We start from the raw sequence: 17,769 nt of genomic DNA on the forward strand, positions 1-17,769 counted from the left end.
AAGTCAGTGACCCCACTCTAGGCCGTTCTTTTCCAAAGCACTACGCCACAAATTCGTGTTTCGGCAAAAAGACGCCCGCCGGGGTGAGGCGGGCGTTTTGTTCCTGCGAAGGGGATGCGTGATTACTTCAGGCAGCCCGCAACAGCATCGGCAAGGCCACGGATCAGCCCGGGGTACAGCGCGGCACCTTCCGGCTGGGCCAGGCCCAGCGGGTCCAGTTCTGCGGTGTTGACGTCAACACCTTCGAAGACGGTGCGGATCAGGCGCGGGTTGAACTGCGGTTCCGAGAAAGCACAGGTGACATTGCTGTCACGCACTGCCGATTGGATTTCCGAAATCCGGGCCGGGCTGGGATCCGCGGCATCGCCGAGGCTGATTGCCCCAAGCGCTTTCAGGTGGAAGCGGTTTTCGAAATACTGGTAGGCATCGTGGAACACCACAAAACGTTGCCCTTCCAGCGGTTCCAACTTGGCCTCAATCTCACCAATCAGCTGGGCCAGTTCCTCCTGCCCGGCGGCGGCGTTGGCGCGGTAGGTTTCGGCATTTTCCGGGTCAAGCGCGCTCAGCTTATCGGCAATGACACCTAGCCAAATCCGGCCGTTTTCCGGGTCCAGCCAGGCATGGGGGTCCAACCCGTCGTGATCGTGGCCATGGTCGTGGTGATCATCGTGACCGGCATGCTCTTCTTCATGATCGTCATGATCCGCGTGCTCATCATGATCGTCGTGGCCGTGATCATCATGTTTCTCATCAGCATGCTCTTCTTCGTGAGCATGCTCGTCTTCATGTCCGTGCCCTTCGTGCTCATGCTCGTCATGATCTTTGTGCGCGTGGTCATCATCATGATCATGATCTTCATGATGGTCGTCATGTTCTGCGTGATCGCCTTCGGCATGTTCATCGTGTTCTGCATGCTCATCGTGACCATGTTCGTCGTGATGATCATCGTGCTCCTCGCCTTCGGCCGGGGCAAAGACAACGGATTCGCGGAAATTGAACTGGATGGTGCCGGGCGCTTCCAGCAGTTCCAGCGTCTCTGCCTTGGCTGCCAGCGTTTCCAGCGGGCCTTCCAGCCAGGGGGTCAGCGGCTCACCGATCCAAAACACCAGATCCGCTTTTTCCAGGGCACGCGCCTGCGACGGCCGCATTGCGTAGGAATGCGGTGAGGAGCCGGGATCCACCAGCAAATCAGGCGCGCCAAGATCGCCCATCACCTGCGCCACCAGCGCATGAACAGGGGCAATGTCCGTCACCACACGCGGCACGTCAGCCAGCGCAGTGGTTGCCGTCAAAAGGGCGGCTGAAGAAAGAGAGAGGGTCAGGGAATTGCGCAGCATCGGTTTCTCGCTGTTATTGTATAACATCACTTTGCGGGGGCTTGTAGAATGTATAACATAACATTACAAGCCCTCTTAACCCGTAAAGGAGCAGCCATGAGCACCGACATGTCACAGCCCGGTTCTGACCAAGGATCGTCCAAAGGTTTTGAACAGCACGATCACGCCCATTGCGTGGCTGATGGCGTGGCGGCATTGGTCGACTATTGCGCTGCTGAGCGGTTGAAGCTGACCCCCGTGCGTCAGCGCGTGGCCGAGATCCTGCTGGCGGAGCATCGCGCGATGGGGGCCTATGAAATCCTCGACATCCTGCGGGAGGAGGGGCTGGGATCACAGCCCCCCGTGGCCTACCGGGCGCTTGATTTTCTGGTCAAACACGGTTTCGCCCATAAGGTCGAGCGGCTGAATGCCTTTGTTGCCTGTTCCCATCCTGGCGCCACGCACACACCGGCGTTTCTGATCTGCAGGTCGTGCAATAAGGTTGCTGAAGCAGACACCAGCCCCACCAAAGGGGATCTGGGCAGGGCGGCCGCGGCAGCAGGTTTTCAGATTGAGCAAACCGTGGTGGAGCTGGAAGGGCTGTGCCCCACCTGTGTGGACGCCGGACCAGCATCAGGACCAGCATAATGGACCGCCTTGTAGAGATCGCAGACGCTTCCGTGCATCAGGGTGCGACGGTGGCCCTGACCGGCGTGGATTTCCACATCGACCGGGGGGAAATTGTCACGGTTGTCGGGCCCAACGGCTCCGGCAAGTCGACATTGATGAAAACCGTGATCGGGGCGCTGAAGCCTTCGGCCGGGGCGGTCAAACGCAAGCCCGGTCTGCGGATCGGCTATGTGCCGCAGAAGCTGCAGATCGATCCGACATTGCCGATCACAGTTGCGCGTTTTCTGGGCCTGCCTCGCCGCTTGCCCCGCGCCCGGGCGCTTGAGGTGCTGGAACAGGCCGGGGTGCCGGATCTTGCCGATCGCCAGATGGCGCGCCTGTCGGGCGGCCAGTTTCAGCGGGTGCTGCTGGCCCGCGCGATGCTGGAAGAGCCGGATCTGCTGATCCTGGATGAGGCCACCCAAGGCTTGGACCAGCCGGGCTCTGCCGCTTTCTACCGCCAGATCGAAGAGATCCGGCAGGCCAAAGGGTGCGCCGTTCTGATGGTCAGCCATGAATTGCATGTGGTGATGGCGGCCAGCGATCGGGTGATCTGCCTGAACGGTCATGTCTGCTGCCACGGGGCGCCTGAAATCGTCGCCTCTGCGCCGGAATACCGGGCTTTGTTTGGCTCTGGCACAGGCGGTGCGCTGGCGCTTTATCGTCATGACCACGATCATTCGCACGACAGCGAAGGCAACTGCCTGCATGACCATGATTGTGGGCATCATGACCACGATCATACGCCCAAAGCGGATGCAAACGTGACATCCCCGACAAACCCCCATGCGGAGGCACATTGATGTCCCTTCTTGATAGTTTCATGGCCCGCGCCACGCTGGCCGGTCTGGGTGTCATGCTGGCCGCCGCGCCTTTGGGCTGTTTTGTGGTCTGGCGCCGCATGGCCTATTTCGGGGACGCCACCGCCCATGCCGCGATCCTTGGGGTGGCACTGGCGCTGGGCTTTGAAATCTCAATTTTTGTAGGTGTTCTGGCCGTCGCTTTGGCGATGGCGGTGACGGTGTCCACGCTGTCAGGGCGGGGCTATGGCATGGATACACTCTTGGGGGTGCTCAGCCATTCGGCGCTGGCCTTTGGTCTGGCGGCGGTGTCTTTTCTGCAAGGCGTGCGGGTGGACCTGATGGCCTACCTCTTCGGCGATATTCTGGCCGTGGGGCGGATGGATCTGGCGATCATCTGGGGCGGTGCCTTGCTGGTGCTGGCGCTTGTGGCCTGGCGCTGGTCGGCGCTTCTGGTGTCGACGCTGAACCCGGATCTGGCCCATGCCAGCGGCATCGATCCGCGCCGTGAACAGCTGGTTTTGACCATTGCGCTGGCCGTGGTGGTGGCTGTGGCGATCAAGGTTGTTGGGGTTATCCTGATCGCCTCACTTCTGATTATCCCCCCTGCTGCTGCGCGCCCGCTGGTGCGCACGCCTGAGGCGATGGCGCTGGTGGCTGCGGCGATTGGCGTGGCGTCGGTGATTGGTGGTTTGCAGGGCGCGCTGATCTTTGACACGCCCGCCGGGCCCAGCATCGTCTGCGTCGCAGCACTGATCTTTCTGCTGGCAAGCATCGGGGACGGGCTGCGCAACGCTCTGCGCAAAACCGGAACTTAGGGTAACAGCTGCAGCCAGACCCAGACGGTGAAGATGCTGATCACCGTGCCGATCAACACGGATGAGGCCGCAACCCGCTGGCCGACGCCATACATGGATGCAAACAGATAGGTGTTGATCCCCGGGGCCATCGCCGCGGTGATCACGGCGGAGCGGAGGGCCGCATCGCCCAGATCCAGCAGGGTGCCAAGGCTGATCACGATGGTTGGGTGCAACACCAGCGACATCGTCAGCACATAGGCAATGACCCGCAGATCCCCATCCAGACGGTAGCGTACCAGCACGCCACCAAGACCAAAGAGCGCCGCCGGCAGCGCCGTGCGTGCGATCAGGTCCAACGCCACCTGCACCGGTTCCGGGATGAAAAGGCCGGTCAGGTTAACAACAAACCCCAGCGCCAGGGCCACGACCAGCGCATTGCGGAACATCGCATTGCCCACGTTCAGCACCAAGCGCCCGATCCCCTGGCCACGGCCGCGCACAATCTCCATCACGGTGATGCCCAGGAAGTAGCAGAACGGCGCGTGAATCGCGACAATGGCAAAGTTGGAGGCCAAAGCCTCGGCCCCATAGGCGCGTTCGGTGATCGCCAGCCCCAGCAGGACCGAGTTGGAAAACAGCCCGATAAAGCCGATTGAAACAGAATCCGGCCCCGCCCGTTTGAAAATCAATCGGGTGCCAAGCGCGGCCAGCGCGAAACTGGTGCCTGCGCCAACGTAAAAGGCCGTGAGCAAACGCCAGTCAAAACTCTGCCCCAGATCCAGCCGCGCAATGGCGGTAAACAAGAGGAAGGGGATGGCAAAGTTTTGGGTGTATTTCACCAGCCCGTCGATCTGTTCGCCGGTGATGTAATTGCGTCGGGTGCCAAGATAGCCGATCCCGATCACCAGAAAGACGGGCAGAATGATGTTGAACAGATCTTGCATCGATCGGGCCTTGCTTGGCAGCGCCGGGCGCGCTGGTGGTGGGTCGGCCCTTTGGTGTCGCTGGGATCTTAACTCTGCGATGGCAGTTCAATCGGGCGCGGATCAGTCCGGCGCAGATTGGTTAGGCCCAGATTAGTCTGGCAGTGTGATCACCATACCGTCATAGGCCACGGAGATATGGTCAGCGGTTTCGGCTTCCAGCGTCTCATAGTCAAGATCTACGTGCATATTTGTCAAGACGCCGCGCTTGGGTTGCATCTTTTCGATCCACTCCAGCGCGGTGGCCAGATCAAAATGCGTCGGGTGCGGTGAGCGGCGCAGCGCATCCAGCACCCAGACATCCAGGTCTTCCAAATGGGGCAAGGCGTCGTCAGGGATCTTGGCCACATCCGGCAGGTAGGCCAGCCCTTTGATCCGGAAGCCCAGCGAGTCGATGCTGCCGTGGTTCACCTCAAACGGGGTGAAGGTGATGGCACCGCCTGCGCCCTCAATCGTCACATCGCCATCAATGGTGTGCATGTCCAAAATCGGCGGATAGGGGCTGCCCTCGGGTTGCACAAAGGCATAGCCGAACCGCGACAGCAGCGCGTTTTGGGTATCACCGTCCGCCCAGACGGGCAGGCGGCGGCGCATGTTGAAAACAACCATGCGCAGGTCATCCAAACCATGCACGTGATCGGCATGGGCATGGGTCCACAGCACCGCATCCAACTCACCAACGCCGGCATCCAGCAGCTGCAGGCGCATATCGGGTGTGGTGTCGATCAGCACCCGGGTGGTGCCTTGATCGGTCACGCGCTCTACCATCATGGAACAGCGGCGGCGGGTGTTTTTGGGGTTATTTGGATCACATTCCCCCCAGATGCCGCCAATGCGCGGCACCCCACCGGAGGAGCCGCAGCCCAGAATGGTAAACCGCAGCTCAGCCATCAGGCGGCGGCCTCATAGCGGGCGGCCTTCCAGAACAGCCGGTCAAAGTTTTCCTGCGTGCGGGCGGCGAAATCCGCATAATCCATGCCAAAAACCTCGGCCCCGACCTGTGCGGTGTGGATGGAATAGCCCGGTTCATTGCGTTTGCCGCGGAACGGCTTGGGGGCCAGATAGGGGCTGTCAGTTTCCACCAGAATGCGGTCCACCGGGGCGCTCGCAAAGATATCGCGCACCTCTTGTGATTTCGGGAAGGTCGCGATCCCCGACATCGACAGGTAGAAGCCCAGGTCCAACACGGTTTTCGCCAGCTCAGGGCCGGAACAGTAGCAATGCATCACGCAGGAATAGGCGCCGTTGCGGTATTCGCCTTCCAGAATGCGGGCCATATCCTCATCCGCGGAACGGGCGTGAATGATCAGCGGCAGTTTGGTGCGGCGCGCAGCCTCGATATGGATCAGCAGACTCTCCTGCTGCACCTTGGCGCTGTCCGCGGTGTAATGATAGTCCAGTCCACTTTCACCGATGCCAACAAATTTGGGGTGATCGGCCAGCTTGACCAGATCCTCAACCGAGACCAGCGGCACCTCCGCTGCAGACATCGGATGGGTGCCCGCGGCGTAGAACACCGGATCATAGGCCTCAGCGATGGCGCGCACGCGCGGCTCGGCCTCCAGCTTGGTGCAGATGGTGACCATGCGGGTGACGCCAGCCTCAACAGCGCGGGCGACGATCTGATCGCGCTCTTCATCGAAATCTGGGAAATCGAGGTGGCAGTGGCTGTCAGTGATCTGAATGGTTTCGGTCATCTTGGTCTCTTGCCTGCGCCGGCCTTAGCCTGCGGCGGTTTTCTGTATCTTGAAAACCGTATCTAGGATGAGTGCGGCAGGGTCAAGATTGACTGCCCGGCCATGACGGGTGCGCCCGCCCACATCCTGCGCCAAATCGGCCCAGGCGCGGGCCTGATGGGGTGTCGAAGACAGGCGTGCCAGCAGTTGCGCCTCGCCGCGCGCCACCTCAACGGCGGGGGGCTGGCCCAGGGCCCCAGCGCGGGCCAGCCGCGCCAGCAACAGATCGTTCAGGGCAAACAGTAGGTCCAATTTGGCCTCCGCCCCGCGTGCTGCAGCACTTTCCGCCAGTTTCAGCGCCCGCGACCGGTCCAGCCGTGGCAGGGAGCCATAGAGGTCCACCAGCTCCTGATAGATCGCCAGGCCGTTCTGATTGACCAGCCGGATCGCCTCACCCACGGATCCGGCGGAAATTTCGGCAAGGGCGGCGGGGTTTTCCACTTCTGGCGCCTCAGCCTGTGCCAGGGCTGCAGCCATCGCATCTGGTCCCATGGGCGCAAGGCGCAGCTCGCGACAGCGCGACCGGATGGTGGGCAACAAGCGGGATGGTTGATGGCAGACCAGCAACAGGATGGTGTTTGCAGGCGGCTCTTCCAGCACTTTCAGCAGGGCGTTGGCGGCCGAAACGTTCATCTCATCCGCGGCATCCACGATCACCACCCGGCGTCCGCCATCCGCCGCCGATAGCGAAAAGAAGTTTTTCAGCTTGCGCACTTCTTTGACCAGAATGTCTGCCGCCAGCTTGTCACCCTTTTCATTCGGGCCCCGCCGCAGCAGGAACAGGCCCGGCTCTGACATCGCCTGAATACGGGCTTCGACCGGATGATCGGGCGGGATTGCCAGGCTGGTGGGCGGCTCGGGCGCGCCAAACAGACCGGCGCTCTGCTCAATCGGCTGGGTCAGCAGGAACCGGGCGATCTGCCAAGCCAGCGTGGCTTTGCCGACCCCTTTAGGGCCGGTGATCAACCAGCCATGATGCAAACGACCGGAATTAAACGCCTGCAGGAATTCAGCCTGGGCCGCATCCTGCCCGAAAATCCGCTGGGTTTCACGCGGATGCGGCGCCCCATCCACCCGGTCTGGTTCTGGCAGCTCAACCTCAGCCATCGCTTACGCCTCAGCCAGCGCGGCCTCAGCCGTCGCAAGCACATCCGCTGCCACCGCGTCCATATCGCGGGCGCCATCGATGATGCGGAACCGGTCGGCAAATTCTTCTGCCAGTGACAGGAAACCTGCGCGCATCTGCTTTTGCAGATCTGCGCCAAAGCTTTCAAAGCGTTCCTCAACCCCCTGGCGCGACAGGGCGCGTGATAGGCCTTCTTCGGGGTCCATGTCGATCAGAACGGTCAGGTCAGGTTCGCGCCCGATCATCAGGCTGTGCAGCTGATCGACGGTGCCGCGCAGATCGCCGCGGCTCAAGCCCTGATACATCCGGGTGCTGTCGGCAAAGCGGTCACAGATCACCACTTTGCCAGCGGCCAGCGCGGGCAGGATGGTCCGCTCCAGATGGTCGCGGCGTGCGGCGGTGAACAGCAGGATTTCGGTCTCGGCCGACCAGCGGTCAGGATCGCCCTGCAGCACAAGCGCGCGGATTTCCTCCGCCCCGGCAGAGCCGCCGGGTTCCCGCGTCAGCACGACCTCATGGCCTTTTGCCTCCAACATAGCAGCAAGGCGGCGGCATTGGGTCGATTTCCCCGACCCGTCGATGCCTTCAAAGCTGATGAAAAGGCCGGTCTTTGATGTCTTGGTCACGATGCGCCCTCAGGCCCCTGTTCCAACCGGCGCAACAGCGCCTTGGCCGCAGTGCCCACACGGGTCACGAAGCCACCCACCGGGACGTCTTTGTCCGCCACCAGCGGGTAAGACACCTCTTCCAGGCCTTCCGGCTTCAGGATCAGCTCCGCCAGTACCTGACCCTGACGGATCGGGGCCTCGATCGGGCCTTTATAGACCACTTCGGCCTGCATCGCGTCACCACCAATGGCGGGCAGCAGGGCCGAGATATCGGCAGCCGGTGTCAGGCCAACCCGCGGGGCCGCGCCCATCCAAACGTCAGCCTCGGCAATCACGGCGCCCTCTTTGGCGACGTCGCGCAGCACGAACTGGCGAAAGGACCAGTTCACAATCGCCTCAGCCTCTTCGGCGCGGGCTTTGGTGCTGTCCAGTCCCGAAACCACAAAGACAATGCGGCGATCCCCCTGCATGGAGGAGCCTACCAAGCCGTAGCCTGCTTCCTGCGTATGACCCGTTTTCAGACCATCCGCACCAATGCCCAGCCCCAACAAGGGGTTACGGTTGCGGGTGTTTTGCGGCGCCCGCCCGTCAAAGGCAAACTCACGCTCGGCAAACAGCGGGTAATACTGCGGGAAATCCTCAATCAGCCGGGTCGCCAACAGCGCCAGATCACGGGTCGACATGCGATGCCCTGCCGCCGGCCAGCCGTTGGAATTGGCAAAGGTCGAATTGGTCATCCCCATCTTCTGCGCGCGCTGCGTCATGTAGCGGGCAAACCCGGCCTCGGTTCCGTTCGGGCTCAGCGCTTCGGCGATCACCGCGCAGGCGTCATTTCCAGACAGCACGATGATGCCGCGGATCAGATCCTCAACCCGGACCCGGTCGGTGGTGTCCAAAAACATGGTGGAGCCGCCATAGCTCATCGCGTGTTCCGACACGGGCAGCTCTTCGTCCAGTGTCAGGCGGCCATCTTTCAGGGCCTCAAACGCGATGTAGAGCGTCATCAGTTTGGACATCGACGCCGGTGGTAGCGGCACATCGGCGTTTTTGTTCAGCAGAACCGTGCTGGTTCTCAGATCCACCACAAAGGCCGATTTGGCACGGGTTTCAAAGGCCTGCGCCGGCCCGAGCAGCAGCAGCGCCATCACGGCCCCACTGAGGGAGTTTCGCAGCAGAGAGATCATGTATCTGCCTCCGTCTTGGTCATTGTGAGGGTACGCGCGCCGATCCTTGCCGGATCAGTTGCGCACCGCATAGGCATCGGTGAAGCCTTTGGCTTTGATTTGGCTCAAGAGGCTGGTGCGGGCGGCGATGGACTGCGCCGGGCCGACCAGAACACGCCAGTAGGTTTTGCCCTTCAGGCTGGCCTCTTTGATCACCGAAGGCATGCCCGAGGCTTCCATCTGGTTGGCCGCTTTCTGGGCGTTGCCTTTCACCGAGAAGATGCCGATCTGCAGATAGGGTTTGTCCAGTGACGATACCGCAGGCGCTGCCGGCTTGGCGGCAGGCGCTGGCTCAGCCTTGGCTGTTTCCACCCCGGTTTCTTTGGCCTCTGCCGCATCAATCGCCGCGGAGGCGGAGCTGATCGGATCCAGCGTGGTTTCTTCGATCGGCTGCGCTGCGGCAGCGACCTGATCGGCAGGCGGGGCAACAGGCGCCTCGCTTGGCACTTCTTCGCGGCGCAGCGCGGTAACGCTCAATTCCACCGGTTGGCCGGCCAGCATCGACAGGGCAGCCGCCGCGTCAGAGGAGGCCTGGAACCGCGGTCCCGGATTGGCCCGTTCGCGGCGGAACAGCGCCCCGATCACAAATTTTCCGTTCGCTTCATTGCGGATGATCACCCGCTCAGGGTCGGCCACATCCGGATGCGCCACCCAAACACCGCCCAGCGACGGGCGGCCATCCCACAGGCCTGCTTCGGTCTGCTGGAACACATCGGGGGCTTCAATGTCACGCTCCACCAAGGTGACGGATTGTGCATCGCCAGTTTGTTCCGGTGCCTTTTTGAACAGGTTGAATTTCGGGCCTTGCGCGCCATCCTGACAGGCGCTGAGGGCAAGGGTCAGACCGGCAAACACCAGCCCCGTTCTGATCCGCGCAGAATGTGGGCGCGCTGCTGTGGTATTGGTCATCTGTCTCTCTCGCCTTTGTCCGTCGCCCGCTGCTGCGCGCCGGTTGTTTCCGGTCTTCGCAAGCCCAGTGGGCGGCCACCTCAAAAAGCAGCTTAACGACATGTGCTTCACAAGGAAAGGCACAAGCCAAGCAGCCTAGCGGCATCGGCAAGTTTCCCCATTTCGGTGACCGTTGTTTGATCTGCGGTGACAGGTAAAGGGGCAGGCGATGCGTGGGGTCAACATGCCGAACTTCACAAGATTTGATTTTTCCGCGCGCTTCACCCTTTTAGAATCAATTCGCTATCGTTAAATCCCTCCACGTCGGAGGAGTGGCAGAGTGGTTGAATGCACCGGTCTTGAAAACCGACGTAGGTGAAAGTCTACCGTGGGTTCGAATCCCACCTCCTCCGCCATCTTACATTTTTATTTGATCTGAATGGGCCGCTTTCAGCGGCCTTTTTCTTTTGTTTGTCTGGTCTTGGCGCGATTTGCGGATTTTCTTGAATTGTCGACAATTGTGCGTAATCCTGTTCATTGGGTGGTATAATATGTGGTATGGATTTGGCGCTCTCTGGCAAGCTGACAAAAAAACTCGTGGAGACCCTTGGCGCTGGGCGGCATGGCGATGGCAATGGGCTGTACTTGGTTGTTGACCCTTCCGGTGCCCGGCGCTGGATCGTTCGGGTGGTTGTTAAGGGTCAGAAGAATCGACGCGGTGGGCCGCTGCGAACTGACTTTGGTCTGGGCAGTGCAGAACTGGTGACCCTGCCTCAAGCACGCGAGCGGGCGCTGGAGTATCGACGGATGGCCAAGCAGGGTCTCAATCCGCGCTACGATGCCACGCGCGAGATACCGAATTTCGAGGAAGTGGCCCAACAGGTGCATATTGAACGCCTGCCCACCTGGAAAAACGCCAAACACGGCGCGCAATGGATCAACACGCTGCGCGACTACGCCTTCCCCAAAATCGGACGCATGCCGGTGGACAGTATCGGTCAGCCTGAGGTGCTGATGTGCCTTTCCCCAATCTGGACAGAGAAACATGAAACCGCTCGGCGGCTGGCGCAGCGGATCAAGATTGTCTTGGATGTTGCCAGATCTAAAGGGTTCCGGTCTGGGGAGAACCCGGTCACCGCCATCAAAGAGGGGCAGGTCTTGCCCAAAGTGAAGGCCAAGCCCAAACACCATGAGGCGATGCGCTGGCAGGATGTTCCTGCCTTTTACGCCGCGCTGAAGCGCAAGAAGGCCATGTCTGCCAATGCGCTGATGTTCACATGCCTTACCGGATCGCGCACCGGCGAGGTTCTGGGTCTGCGCTGGGCGGAGTTGGATTTTGACCAGCGCCTTTGGATCTGCCCAGCGGAGCGGATGAAGACCGGTGAAGAGCACCGTGTGCCGCTGACGGATGAGATGTTTGCGATCCTGGAACCGCTCAAGGCGCTGCAGTCAGACTATGTTTTTGAAGGACAGAAACGCCATCAGCCGCTCTCCAACATGTCGATGCTCATGCTGCTCCGGCGGATGCAGGTTGAGGGGGTAACGGTGCATGGCTTCCGCTCCACCTTTCGGGATTGGGCGGCCGAGGTTGCGAATGTGCCGCGTGAGGTTGCGGAGAAGAGCCTGGCGCACAGCGTCGGCTCCGAAGTGGAGCGCGCTTATGCGAGATCCGACCTCTTGGAAAAGCGGCGGGACTTGATGCGCCTGTGGTCGCGATACGTCACATCAGGGATCAGCGGAGAGCAATCTAATGCAAGTACGACTGAATGAACCTCAATGCGCCGCTCTGGGACTGTTTCGCATGGCGCTCAGTGAGGCGACGGCAGCAGATCGTCTGAGCGCAATCGAGGTGATGCGACACGAGGTAGTCAGTATGGGGTTGGACAGCTTTCCGATCACTGAGGCGTCGAGTCCTCAGTTTGTACGGTGGGCCGCAACCACCGCACCGCCTCGTTATGAGGCGGCCCATGCGTTCCATGAGATTGCCCAGAGGTATGAGAGCAAGAATGAGCGCCACCTCAATATCGCTGAGTTCATTGGCAAGAAGGTCTGGGACAGCATTCAAGCCCGGAGGTTCCAGGGGCTGCAGGTCGCTGGCGGCTTGCTGGAGCAGACCTCGGACTACGCCCGCGACATGGGGGTCCGTGGCGCAAAAGACCTCGACGTTCTGCGTAAAATTTGGAAACGGTACCGTGGTGTTGTGCATTTGGGCATGGCCATGGACTACGTTGAGGAACACCCAGAGATGCGCGCGCATGTGCTGCAACTGGCTGAGCGCATTCGATTGGGGCTCAGCACCAACTGCCCTAAGGGCACAAATGCTTCATATGTAGATCCGCAAGAGCAGATTTCTTTCTTATATGTTTCAGACCGTTAGGGTCCCCGATTTGTAAATCGGGGACTGCCGGGGCTGGGTGCTGGGCGTCAATTCATTCGCTGTCATTCAACACAGCGAAAGGAAAACCAGCCGTGCCGAACCTATTTGAAGACGATCGCTGCTACGTCTTGGGAGATACTGAACTCGAGATTTTGGGGGATCGCGATAAACTGGCGCAATGGCGCCATAAGGGCGTTGGCCCCGCCTATTACAAGATCGGCCGCAAGGTGGTCTATCGCGGCTCCGACTTGAATGCTTGGTTGGCCGCCAATCGCGTTGAACCTGCGAGGCGGGGGTAGTGGCGATGGGCCGATCCAAAATTGATCCCCACGGCGCTGTCCGTGACATGTTTGACTCTGGGCATTCGTCCAATTTGAAGCCGCAAGACGTGAAGGCCCAAGGTCACAAACCTGCCGCCAAGCCGCCTTCTGCAAAAGCCGGTTCCTTGGTCAGTTTCATGACCGTGGACGAGGTGGCGAAACGCTACAGTGTTTCCAAAGCAACGGTGTGGCGTTGGGTAAAAAACGATCCCAGCTTTCCCGAGCCGATCAAGCTATCCGCTGGAACGAGCCGCTGGGCGGAAGAGCAGCTTCGCGCGTTTGAGCGCCATGCTTTCGAGCGCAGCGCTAGCAAAGCCGATAGCCGCGCCGACGCATCTGGTGGCAAGCGGCGCAAAGGGGCGGTCAAGTGAGCCGCTCCTATCGGAAAATCCGTCCCAAGAAGCACCACGTCTATGGGACGGAAGAGCTTATGACGCTCTACGACGTGTCCCGCAATACCGTGTCAAACTGGGTAAAGGATGGCTTGCGCAAATCTGATAGCGGTGTCCCGTCGATCTTCAATGGGGCTGAAGTGAAGCGCTTTCACGAGGAACGGCGTGCGTCGAGCACCGTCGAATTACGTCTGGGCCAGTTCAAGTGCTTCTCCTGCAAAGGCCGTGTGTTTCCTGATCCCGAAACTGTTAGTTGCGATGTCGCGAATAGCGGCAAAGTCAGCATCTGGGCGCGTTGTCCTGACTGCGGTGGGGCCCTCTCGAAGCGAGTAACTGAGACGGTTTGCAACAAGATTTTGAATTGCGTCGATACCAACACGAGCTTGGTCTCGTTAGACGAAGGAATTGAGCAAACTCCAGTGGGTATTGGGAATGATCAATCTCCTGACAGTGAGGTCTTGAACAAAGTGAATGATCGCATCCTACATGACTGGTTGCGGTTCGCGGGCTGCTGGGATCAGAAAACCATCTCAGCCAAACTGGCGACGATCCGATTGTTTGAGGATTTTTGTGGTGGAAAGGCCTTTTCAAAGCTCACACAGAAGGATGTCAGTGGTTTTCGCGACAGCCTCAAGGCGAGTGTGGAAGGGACTGCAAAAAAGCCTTTTAGCAAATCTACCGTTCGTCATCGGGCGTCACACCTCATGTCGTTTCTGGAGTGGCTGGTCGAGCAAAAGGGGTTCGAGGGTCTCAACAAGTCATTGCCCGGTTATCTTGTCTTACCAAAGAAGTTCGACGCAGCGGTTTTGAGCGAAGAAGTGCGAGAAGTCCCGTCATTGGAGGAGGCCGTTCAGATGATTGAGAGTATGCCTTTTCAGACACGAAAGGAGCGTCGGGATCGCTCGATGGTCGCGATTGCATTCCTGGCGGCCCTGCGGGCCGATACCGTCACTTCTTTGCGCGTCAAGCATCTTGAGCCAACGGTTCGGATCGTAATGCAGGATGCAATCTCTTCCCGCACGAAGAATGGAAAAAGTCTGCGGATCAAATTTTTCCCGTTGCCTAAGATATTTTCCAAGATCGTATGCGACTGGAAAAAGGAATTGCTTGGCATAGGGTTCACTGGAGAGGACGCGATGTTTCCTGGTGAGCGCTACCTTGTGGAACGTAAACCTTTGGCTAAGGGGGAGAACGTTCCGGTCATGGCCACAACACATGCAATCTCTCATGCATTCAAAGTTGCCTCCAAGCCACTTGCTAAGCAGATTACGCCGCATGCAGCGAAGCACTGTATCGGTTGCCTAAGCGTGGACGTCTGCAAGGGGTTAGATGAACATAAAGCTTGGTCCATGAACATGGGTCATGGAGGTGAGGATGTAACCAATATTTATAAGAGAAACATCCGATCTTACAAAAATATGTCCGAAGAGCATGTGTTTGAGATCTTTGATCAACTTGATCGGGAGGGCGAAAATGTGGGCGATTTTGTCATCGAAGACAAAGACCTGATGCTGGGTTACCTGCTGCGAGACTTTGTTCCAGGGACCGACGAGTACGAGCGCGGTGAGGATCTTGTCGATGAACATCGCGAGCGAAAGAAGGCGAGGAGGCGAAAGTAATGGTGACTGCCCAACTGATAGCGGGAAACTTCCCAAGCTTGATAGCTCGGTTTGCTATCTGGCGAATGACCGGATCGTGCATAAGTGGCAAGCCTAAGGCAGTCGCTTCGAAACCATAACCGTCCGAGCGCACTTGCGCAGCATCCGTATGTTAGAGGCTCACCTTGATGGCAAAGCTTTCGACAAGGTTACTCTGACGGACGCGGCCGCCTTCCGCGACCACTTGGTTAAGCTAGGGCAAACCCCCAAAGAGGATGGTGGCTTGAGCAACCCCATCATCCGACATCACGCGTCTCAGTTCTTCGAATAGAGGCGCTGATGTCAAACAGGAAATGCCGGGCGTCGAGGGCGCGCGATTTTGTCCTATATTGCCGGCTTCTTGGCATGGTGGAGCACTTCATTCTTTGAAAGACAGATCATTGAAGACGATGAAAGAGCAATAGTCTACGATGTACATAAATCAAGATGACATTAATTCAGAGGAATTCGATTATGCTTATAGTCTTCTATTTAGAGTTGATAACGTACTGGTGGTAAATTCCGATGATCGTCCTAAACTCGAAGTATTGTTTATGTTTGAGCAGCTTGGTTTTGCAACGAAAAGCGTAAATAGCTTGGAGGAAGCTTTTTGTGATATATCAGAGAACCCTGAAGACTTTGCACTTATTTGCATCCATTTAGACACTAAAATTGGAGTATCAACGCTATCAAGTTTCATCAGGCTGTTTCGCTTAACGCAGCCAAGTCTCCCAACCTTGGTGCTGAGTTGCTCCAAAAACGAAAACTATTCGGGGTATCCAAGATTCTATAGGGATAGTATCGTGCGATTTCCAGAAGTAGTTTCTCAATTATCAATAGGAATATCAAGGTCGTTGCGCGATAATTTGAATTGGCGGCAGAAAGCTCTGGATTGTGCGTATGACAGAACTAATCCCTACGATATGCAGGGGCGGCGCTCTCTGAGACTTTGAGCGAGTCAGCCCCATCTAATTGGTTCAGTTTGAACGCTAGGCTCCAACCGCATTGATTTTCACAGCCAGAAGGTGACGGTTGCGGCGAGGGCGACGGCCGAGAGGAAGACCACCGGACATCTGTCGTCGCGTGTCGCGACCCGGTGCCAGTCCTTCGAAGATTCTGGCGAACACGTCCATCTCGCTCCAGCGCTTCCAGCGATTGTAGAGCGTCTTCGGTGGGCCGTATTCGCACCATCATAACCCATTGCGATTGAATAAGACTATCCTGCTAAGAACGCGCCGGTCATCGACACGCGGCTTGCCACGGCTCCTCGGAAAGTAAGGTCGAAGCCGCGCCATCTGCTCCTCGCTTAGCCAGAAAAGATTGCTCATGATGCCTCCATTTTTGGGGGCACGTGAATCACGCAACCAAGTCAGCCGCAAGCTGACTAATTGGTCCTGAGCCTAGATGGCAGCCGCGCTGTTTCAGTGCTGTGTCGTGCGAAAGCCGGTAGCTGGTCTTGCGCTTCATGGGGGGATCATCTGATCATGAAATGCTGATAACTAACTGGGGTCAGGATTCATAACCAGAACATGACGACGGCGGCGAGGGCGCATGCAGAGAGGAATACTTTAGGGCATCTGTCGTAGCGGGTTGCGACGCGCCTCCAGTCCTTAAGGCGGGCGAAGCTGTTCTCGATCTTGTGGCGTTTGCGGTACCGGGTTTCGTCGTGTGGGATCGGAACCTTGCGGTTCTTTCGGGATGGAATGCAAGGCGTGATCCCCTTGTCTTCAGGGGCTTCGCGGTACCAATCCGCATCATATCCACGATCCGCCAGCATATGTTTGGCCGGTGGCAAAGCGTCCATCAGCGCCCGCGCACCGATGTAGTCGCTGCGCTGACCGGCCGTCAGGAACATCCGTAAGGGGCGGCCCAGGGCATCGGTAACGGCGTGCAGCTTGGAGTTCATCCCGCCCTTGGTACGCCCAATCAGACGGCCACGCCCCCCTTTTTGAGGCCCAGGCTGGAGGCCGTGCGGTGCGTTTTGAGGTGGGTCGCGTCGATCATTACCGTGTCAGTTTCCCCGCCCTGATCGGCCAGTTCGAGCAGCATCCGAGCAAAGATGCCTTTCTCGCTCCAACGCTTCCACCGACTGTAGAGGGTCTTGTGCGGACCATAGGCGTCAGGCGCGTCTCGCCACCGCAACCCATTGCGATTGATGAAGATAATCCCGCTCAGCACGCGCTTGTCGTCGACGCGCGGCTTGCCGTGGGACTTTGGGAAGAATGGCGCTAACTTCGCCATCTGCGCATCGCTCAGCCAATAAAGATCGCTCATGTCACCGCTCCGTTTTTGGAACCGTGAATCACCTTCAAGCGCTGAAATCAATGCATCCTGACCCTGGATTGAAGAGGTAAATATCTCAATCGATCCATGCAACAATGCCACCTCCATCCCCTGATGGCTGAAATTGCTGGAAAGTTGTCATTAACCAAATGTTGCCAAACAACTAGACTCATGCAACCTGCTTGGGCTTCATAATGAAGGATCATCAAAGAGGATCGCTTCTCACTGTATAGTGGTGCCTCTCAATTCTTCTGATATTGCCCGGAAAATTCTATCCAGCATAAGTAGGTGGCCAAAACCAGGATAGCCGGATTGAGAGAAGATACATAGTGGCACTCCGAAATATCGTTTCCTCAGCTATTTCAGGGCCCGCAAAAAAGATTGAACGTCTTCTATATCTACACTACACTAAAATTCCATCAAAGAGAAATTTGCATACTATAAAGAGAGGTGGTATTTTTACAATTTGCAAAGATGTTGGAGGAAAAAATTGTATTAACGGTTCTCTTAAGGAGCTTAAGTGCGATTTGGTTGTGATTGAGCTAGGTTGTGAATGTCCATCAAATTTTCTTCTTAAGTCTTTCTCCGAAATTAGGCCTGTATTTTCCGAA

Annotated in this window: 17 protein-coding genes, 1 tRNA gene and 1 pseudogene; 9 read left to right on the plus strand and 10 right to left on the minus strand. The window is 58.2% G+C overall.

The window, feature by feature from the left end; genetic code table 11:
* Positions 1–122: 122 nt before the first annotated feature.
* Positions 123–1,337 (minus strand): zinc ABC transporter substrate-binding protein, encoded by a 1,215-nt coding sequence (locus ACORLH_RS04185; protein WP_321831353.1) that lies wholly within the window; start codon positions 1,335–1,337, stop codon positions 123–125.
* Positions 1,338–1,433: 96 nt separating this feature from the next.
* Between ACORLH_RS04185 and ACORLH_RS04190 the strand changes: the two genes are divergently transcribed.
* From ACORLH_RS04190 to ACORLH_RS04200, 3 genes are read left to right on the plus strand one after another with little or no spacing between them, the layout of a single operon-like run.
* Positions 1,434–1,964: a transcriptional repressor gene (locus ACORLH_RS04190; RefSeq protein ID WP_321831354.1), complete on the plus strand. Its 531-nt coding sequence runs from the start codon at positions 1,434–1,436 to the stop codon at positions 1,962–1,964.
* Positions 1,964–2,788, plus strand: coding sequence for a metal ABC transporter ATP-binding protein (locus ACORLH_RS04195; protein ID WP_321831355.1), 825 nt, complete (start codon positions 1,964–1,966; stop codon positions 2,786–2,788). Before ACORLH_RS04190 ends, ACORLH_RS04195 begins: the two co-directional genes overlap by 1 nt.
* A complete protein-coding gene (locus ACORLH_RS04200; protein ID WP_321831356.1) occupies positions 2,788–3,603 on the plus strand; it encodes a metal ABC transporter permease in 816 nt (271 codons plus the stop codon). The genes ACORLH_RS04195 and ACORLH_RS04200 overlap by 1 nt, the downstream gene beginning before the upstream one ends.
* Here ACORLH_RS04200 and ACORLH_RS04205 read toward each other — a convergent pair.
* From ACORLH_RS04205 to ACORLH_RS04235, 7 genes are all read right to left on the minus strand, one after another.
* Positions 3,600–4,529, minus strand: coding sequence for an AEC family transporter (locus tag ACORLH_RS04205; protein WP_321831357.1), 930 nt, complete (start codon positions 4,527–4,529; stop codon positions 3,600–3,602). The genes ACORLH_RS04200 and ACORLH_RS04205 overlap by 4 nt on opposite strands.
* A 132-nt stretch (positions 4,530–4,661) precedes the next feature.
* Positions 4,662–5,459: an MBL fold metallo-hydrolase gene (locus ACORLH_RS04210; RefSeq protein ID WP_321831358.1), complete on the minus strand. Its 798-nt coding sequence runs from the start codon at positions 5,457–5,459 to the stop codon at positions 4,662–4,664.
* The gene (locus ACORLH_RS04215) at positions 5,459–6,265 is read right to left on the minus strand and encodes a TatD family hydrolase (protein WP_321831359.1); all 807 of its coding nucleotides are present in this window, start codon (positions 6,263–6,265) and stop codon (positions 5,459–5,461) included. The genes ACORLH_RS04210 and ACORLH_RS04215 overlap by 1 nt, the downstream gene beginning before the upstream one ends.
* A gap of 24 nt (positions 6,266–6,289) precedes the next feature.
* Positions 6,290–7,411 (minus strand): DNA polymerase III subunit delta', encoded by a 1,122-nt coding sequence (locus ACORLH_RS04220; RefSeq protein WP_321831360.1) that lies wholly within the window; start codon positions 7,409–7,411, stop codon positions 6,290–6,292.
* A gap of 3 nt (positions 7,412–7,414) precedes the next feature.
* The gene (tmk, locus tag ACORLH_RS04225) at positions 7,415–8,056 is read right to left on the minus strand and encodes a dTMP kinase (RefSeq protein WP_321831361.1); all 642 of its coding nucleotides are present in this window, start codon (positions 8,054–8,056) and stop codon (positions 7,415–7,417) included.
* Positions 8,053–9,222 (minus strand): D-alanyl-D-alanine carboxypeptidase family protein, encoded by a 1,170-nt coding sequence (locus ACORLH_RS04230; RefSeq protein ID WP_420719798.1) that lies wholly within the window; start codon positions 9,220–9,222, stop codon positions 8,053–8,055. Before ACORLH_RS04230 ends, tmk begins: the two co-directional genes overlap by 4 nt.
* Positions 9,223–9,276: 54 nt before the next feature.
* Positions 9,277–10,170, minus strand: a complete 894-nt coding sequence (locus ACORLH_RS04235; protein WP_321831362.1) for an SPOR domain-containing protein — start codon at positions 10,168–10,170, stop codon at positions 9,277–9,279.
* A gap of 305 nt (positions 10,171–10,475) precedes the next feature.
* Here ACORLH_RS04235 and ACORLH_RS04240 point away from each other — a divergent pair.
* The 6 genes from ACORLH_RS04240 (at position 10,476) to ACORLH_RS04265 (ending at position 14,857) form a co-directional block, all read left to right on the plus strand.
* A tRNA-Ser gene (locus ACORLH_RS04240) sits at positions 10,476–10,565 on the plus strand.
* 142 nt (positions 10,566–10,707) lie between these two features.
* Entirely contained in the window at positions 10,708–11,919 is a 1,212-nt protein-coding gene (locus ACORLH_RS04245; protein WP_321831363.1) for a tyrosine-type recombinase/integrase, read from the plus strand.
* On the plus strand, positions 11,900–12,526 hold the full coding sequence (locus tag ACORLH_RS04250) for a hypothetical protein (protein WP_321831364.1): 627 nt from the start codon (positions 11,900–11,902) through the stop codon (positions 12,524–12,526). The genes ACORLH_RS04245 and ACORLH_RS04250 overlap by 20 nt, the downstream gene beginning before the upstream one ends.
* A 92-nt stretch (positions 12,527–12,618) precedes the next feature.
* Positions 12,619–12,825 (plus strand): helix-turn-helix domain-containing protein, encoded by a 207-nt coding sequence (locus ACORLH_RS04255; RefSeq protein WP_321831365.1) that lies wholly within the window; start codon positions 12,619–12,621, stop codon positions 12,823–12,825.
* 5 nt (positions 12,826–12,830) lie between these two features.
* Positions 12,831–13,217 (plus strand): AlpA family phage regulatory protein, encoded by a 387-nt coding sequence (locus tag ACORLH_RS04260; protein WP_321831366.1) that lies wholly within the window; start codon positions 12,831–12,833, stop codon positions 13,215–13,217.
* Entirely contained in the window at positions 13,214–14,857 is a 1,644-nt protein-coding gene (locus tag ACORLH_RS04265) for a hypothetical protein (RefSeq protein WP_321831367.1), read from the plus strand. The genes ACORLH_RS04260 and ACORLH_RS04265 overlap by 4 nt, the downstream gene beginning before the upstream one ends.
* Positions 14,858–15,972: 1,115 nt before the next feature.
* Here the strand turns inward: ACORLH_RS04265 and ACORLH_RS04270 are convergent.
* Positions 15,973–16,203 (minus strand): annotated as a pseudogene (locus ACORLH_RS04270) (transposase); the annotation flags it as partial.
* 188 nt (positions 16,204–16,391) lie between these two features.
* Positions 16,392–17,149 (minus strand): IS5 family transposase gene (locus tag ACORLH_RS04275; RefSeq protein ID WP_321831368.1). Its coding sequence is split into 2 segments (ribosomal slippage): positions 16,392–16,828 and positions 16,828–17,149, totalling 759 coding nucleotides; the frame shifts between segments, so codons are not numbered across the junction.
* Between the last annotated feature and the right edge of the window lie 620 nt (positions 17,150–17,769).

Origin of the sequence: Thalassovita sp. (genome assembly GCF_963691685.1) — a bacterium.
GTDB lineage: Bacteria > Pseudomonadota > Alphaproteobacteria > Rhodobacterales > Rhodobacteraceae > Thalassobius.

What these genes read in the sequence shown, in the direction of transcription:
- ACORLH_RS04220 (WP_321831360.1), bottom strand. Translation starts at nt 7,411, where the DNA reads ATGGCTGAGGTTGAGCTGCCAGAACCAGACCGGGTGGATGGGGCGCCG.
- ACORLH_RS04200 (WP_321831356.1), top strand. Translation starts at nt 2,788, where the DNA reads ATGTCCCTTCTTGATAGTTTCATGGCCCGCGCCACGCTGGCCGGTCTG.
- ACORLH_RS04195 (WP_321831355.1), top strand. Translation starts at nt 1,964, where the DNA reads ATGGACCGCCTTGTAGAGATCGCAGACGCTTCCGTGCATCAGGGTGCG.
- ACORLH_RS04235 (WP_321831362.1), bottom strand. Translation starts at nt 10,170, where the DNA reads ATGACCAATACCACAGCAGCGCGCCCACATTCTGCGCGGATCAGAACG.
- ACORLH_RS04250 (WP_321831364.1), top strand. Translation starts at nt 11,900, where the DNA reads ATGCAAGTACGACTGAATGAACCTCAATGCGCCGCTCTGGGACTGTTT.
- ACORLH_RS04210 (WP_321831358.1), bottom strand. Translation starts at nt 5,459, where the DNA reads ATGGCTGAGCTGCGGTTTACCATTCTGGGCTGCGGCTCCTCCGGTGGG.
- ACORLH_RS04260 (WP_321831366.1), top strand. Translation starts at nt 12,831, where the DNA reads ATGGGCCGATCCAAAATTGATCCCCACGGCGCTGTCCGTGACATGTTT.
- ACORLH_RS04185 (WP_321831353.1), bottom strand. Translation starts at nt 1,337, where the DNA reads ATGCTGCGCAATTCCCTGACCCTCTCTCTTTCTTCAGCCGCCCTTTTG.
- ACORLH_RS04190 (WP_321831354.1), top strand. Translation starts at nt 1,434, where the DNA reads ATGAGCACCGACATGTCACAGCCCGGTTCTGACCAAGGATCGTCCAAA.
- ACORLH_RS04215 (WP_321831359.1), bottom strand. Translation starts at nt 6,265, where the DNA reads ATGACCGAAACCATTCAGATCACTGACAGCCACTGCCACCTCGATTTC.
- ACORLH_RS04205 (WP_321831357.1), bottom strand. Translation starts at nt 4,529, where the DNA reads ATGCAAGATCTGTTCAACATCATTCTGCCCGTCTTTCTGGTGATCGGG.
- ACORLH_RS04245 (WP_321831363.1), top strand. Translation starts at nt 10,708, where the DNA reads ATGGATTTGGCGCTCTCTGGCAAGCTGACAAAAAAACTCGTGGAGACC.
- ACORLH_RS04230 (WP_420719798.1), bottom strand. Translation starts at nt 9,222, where the DNA reads ATGATCTCTCTGCTGCGAAACTCCCTCAGTGGGGCCGTGATGGCGCTG.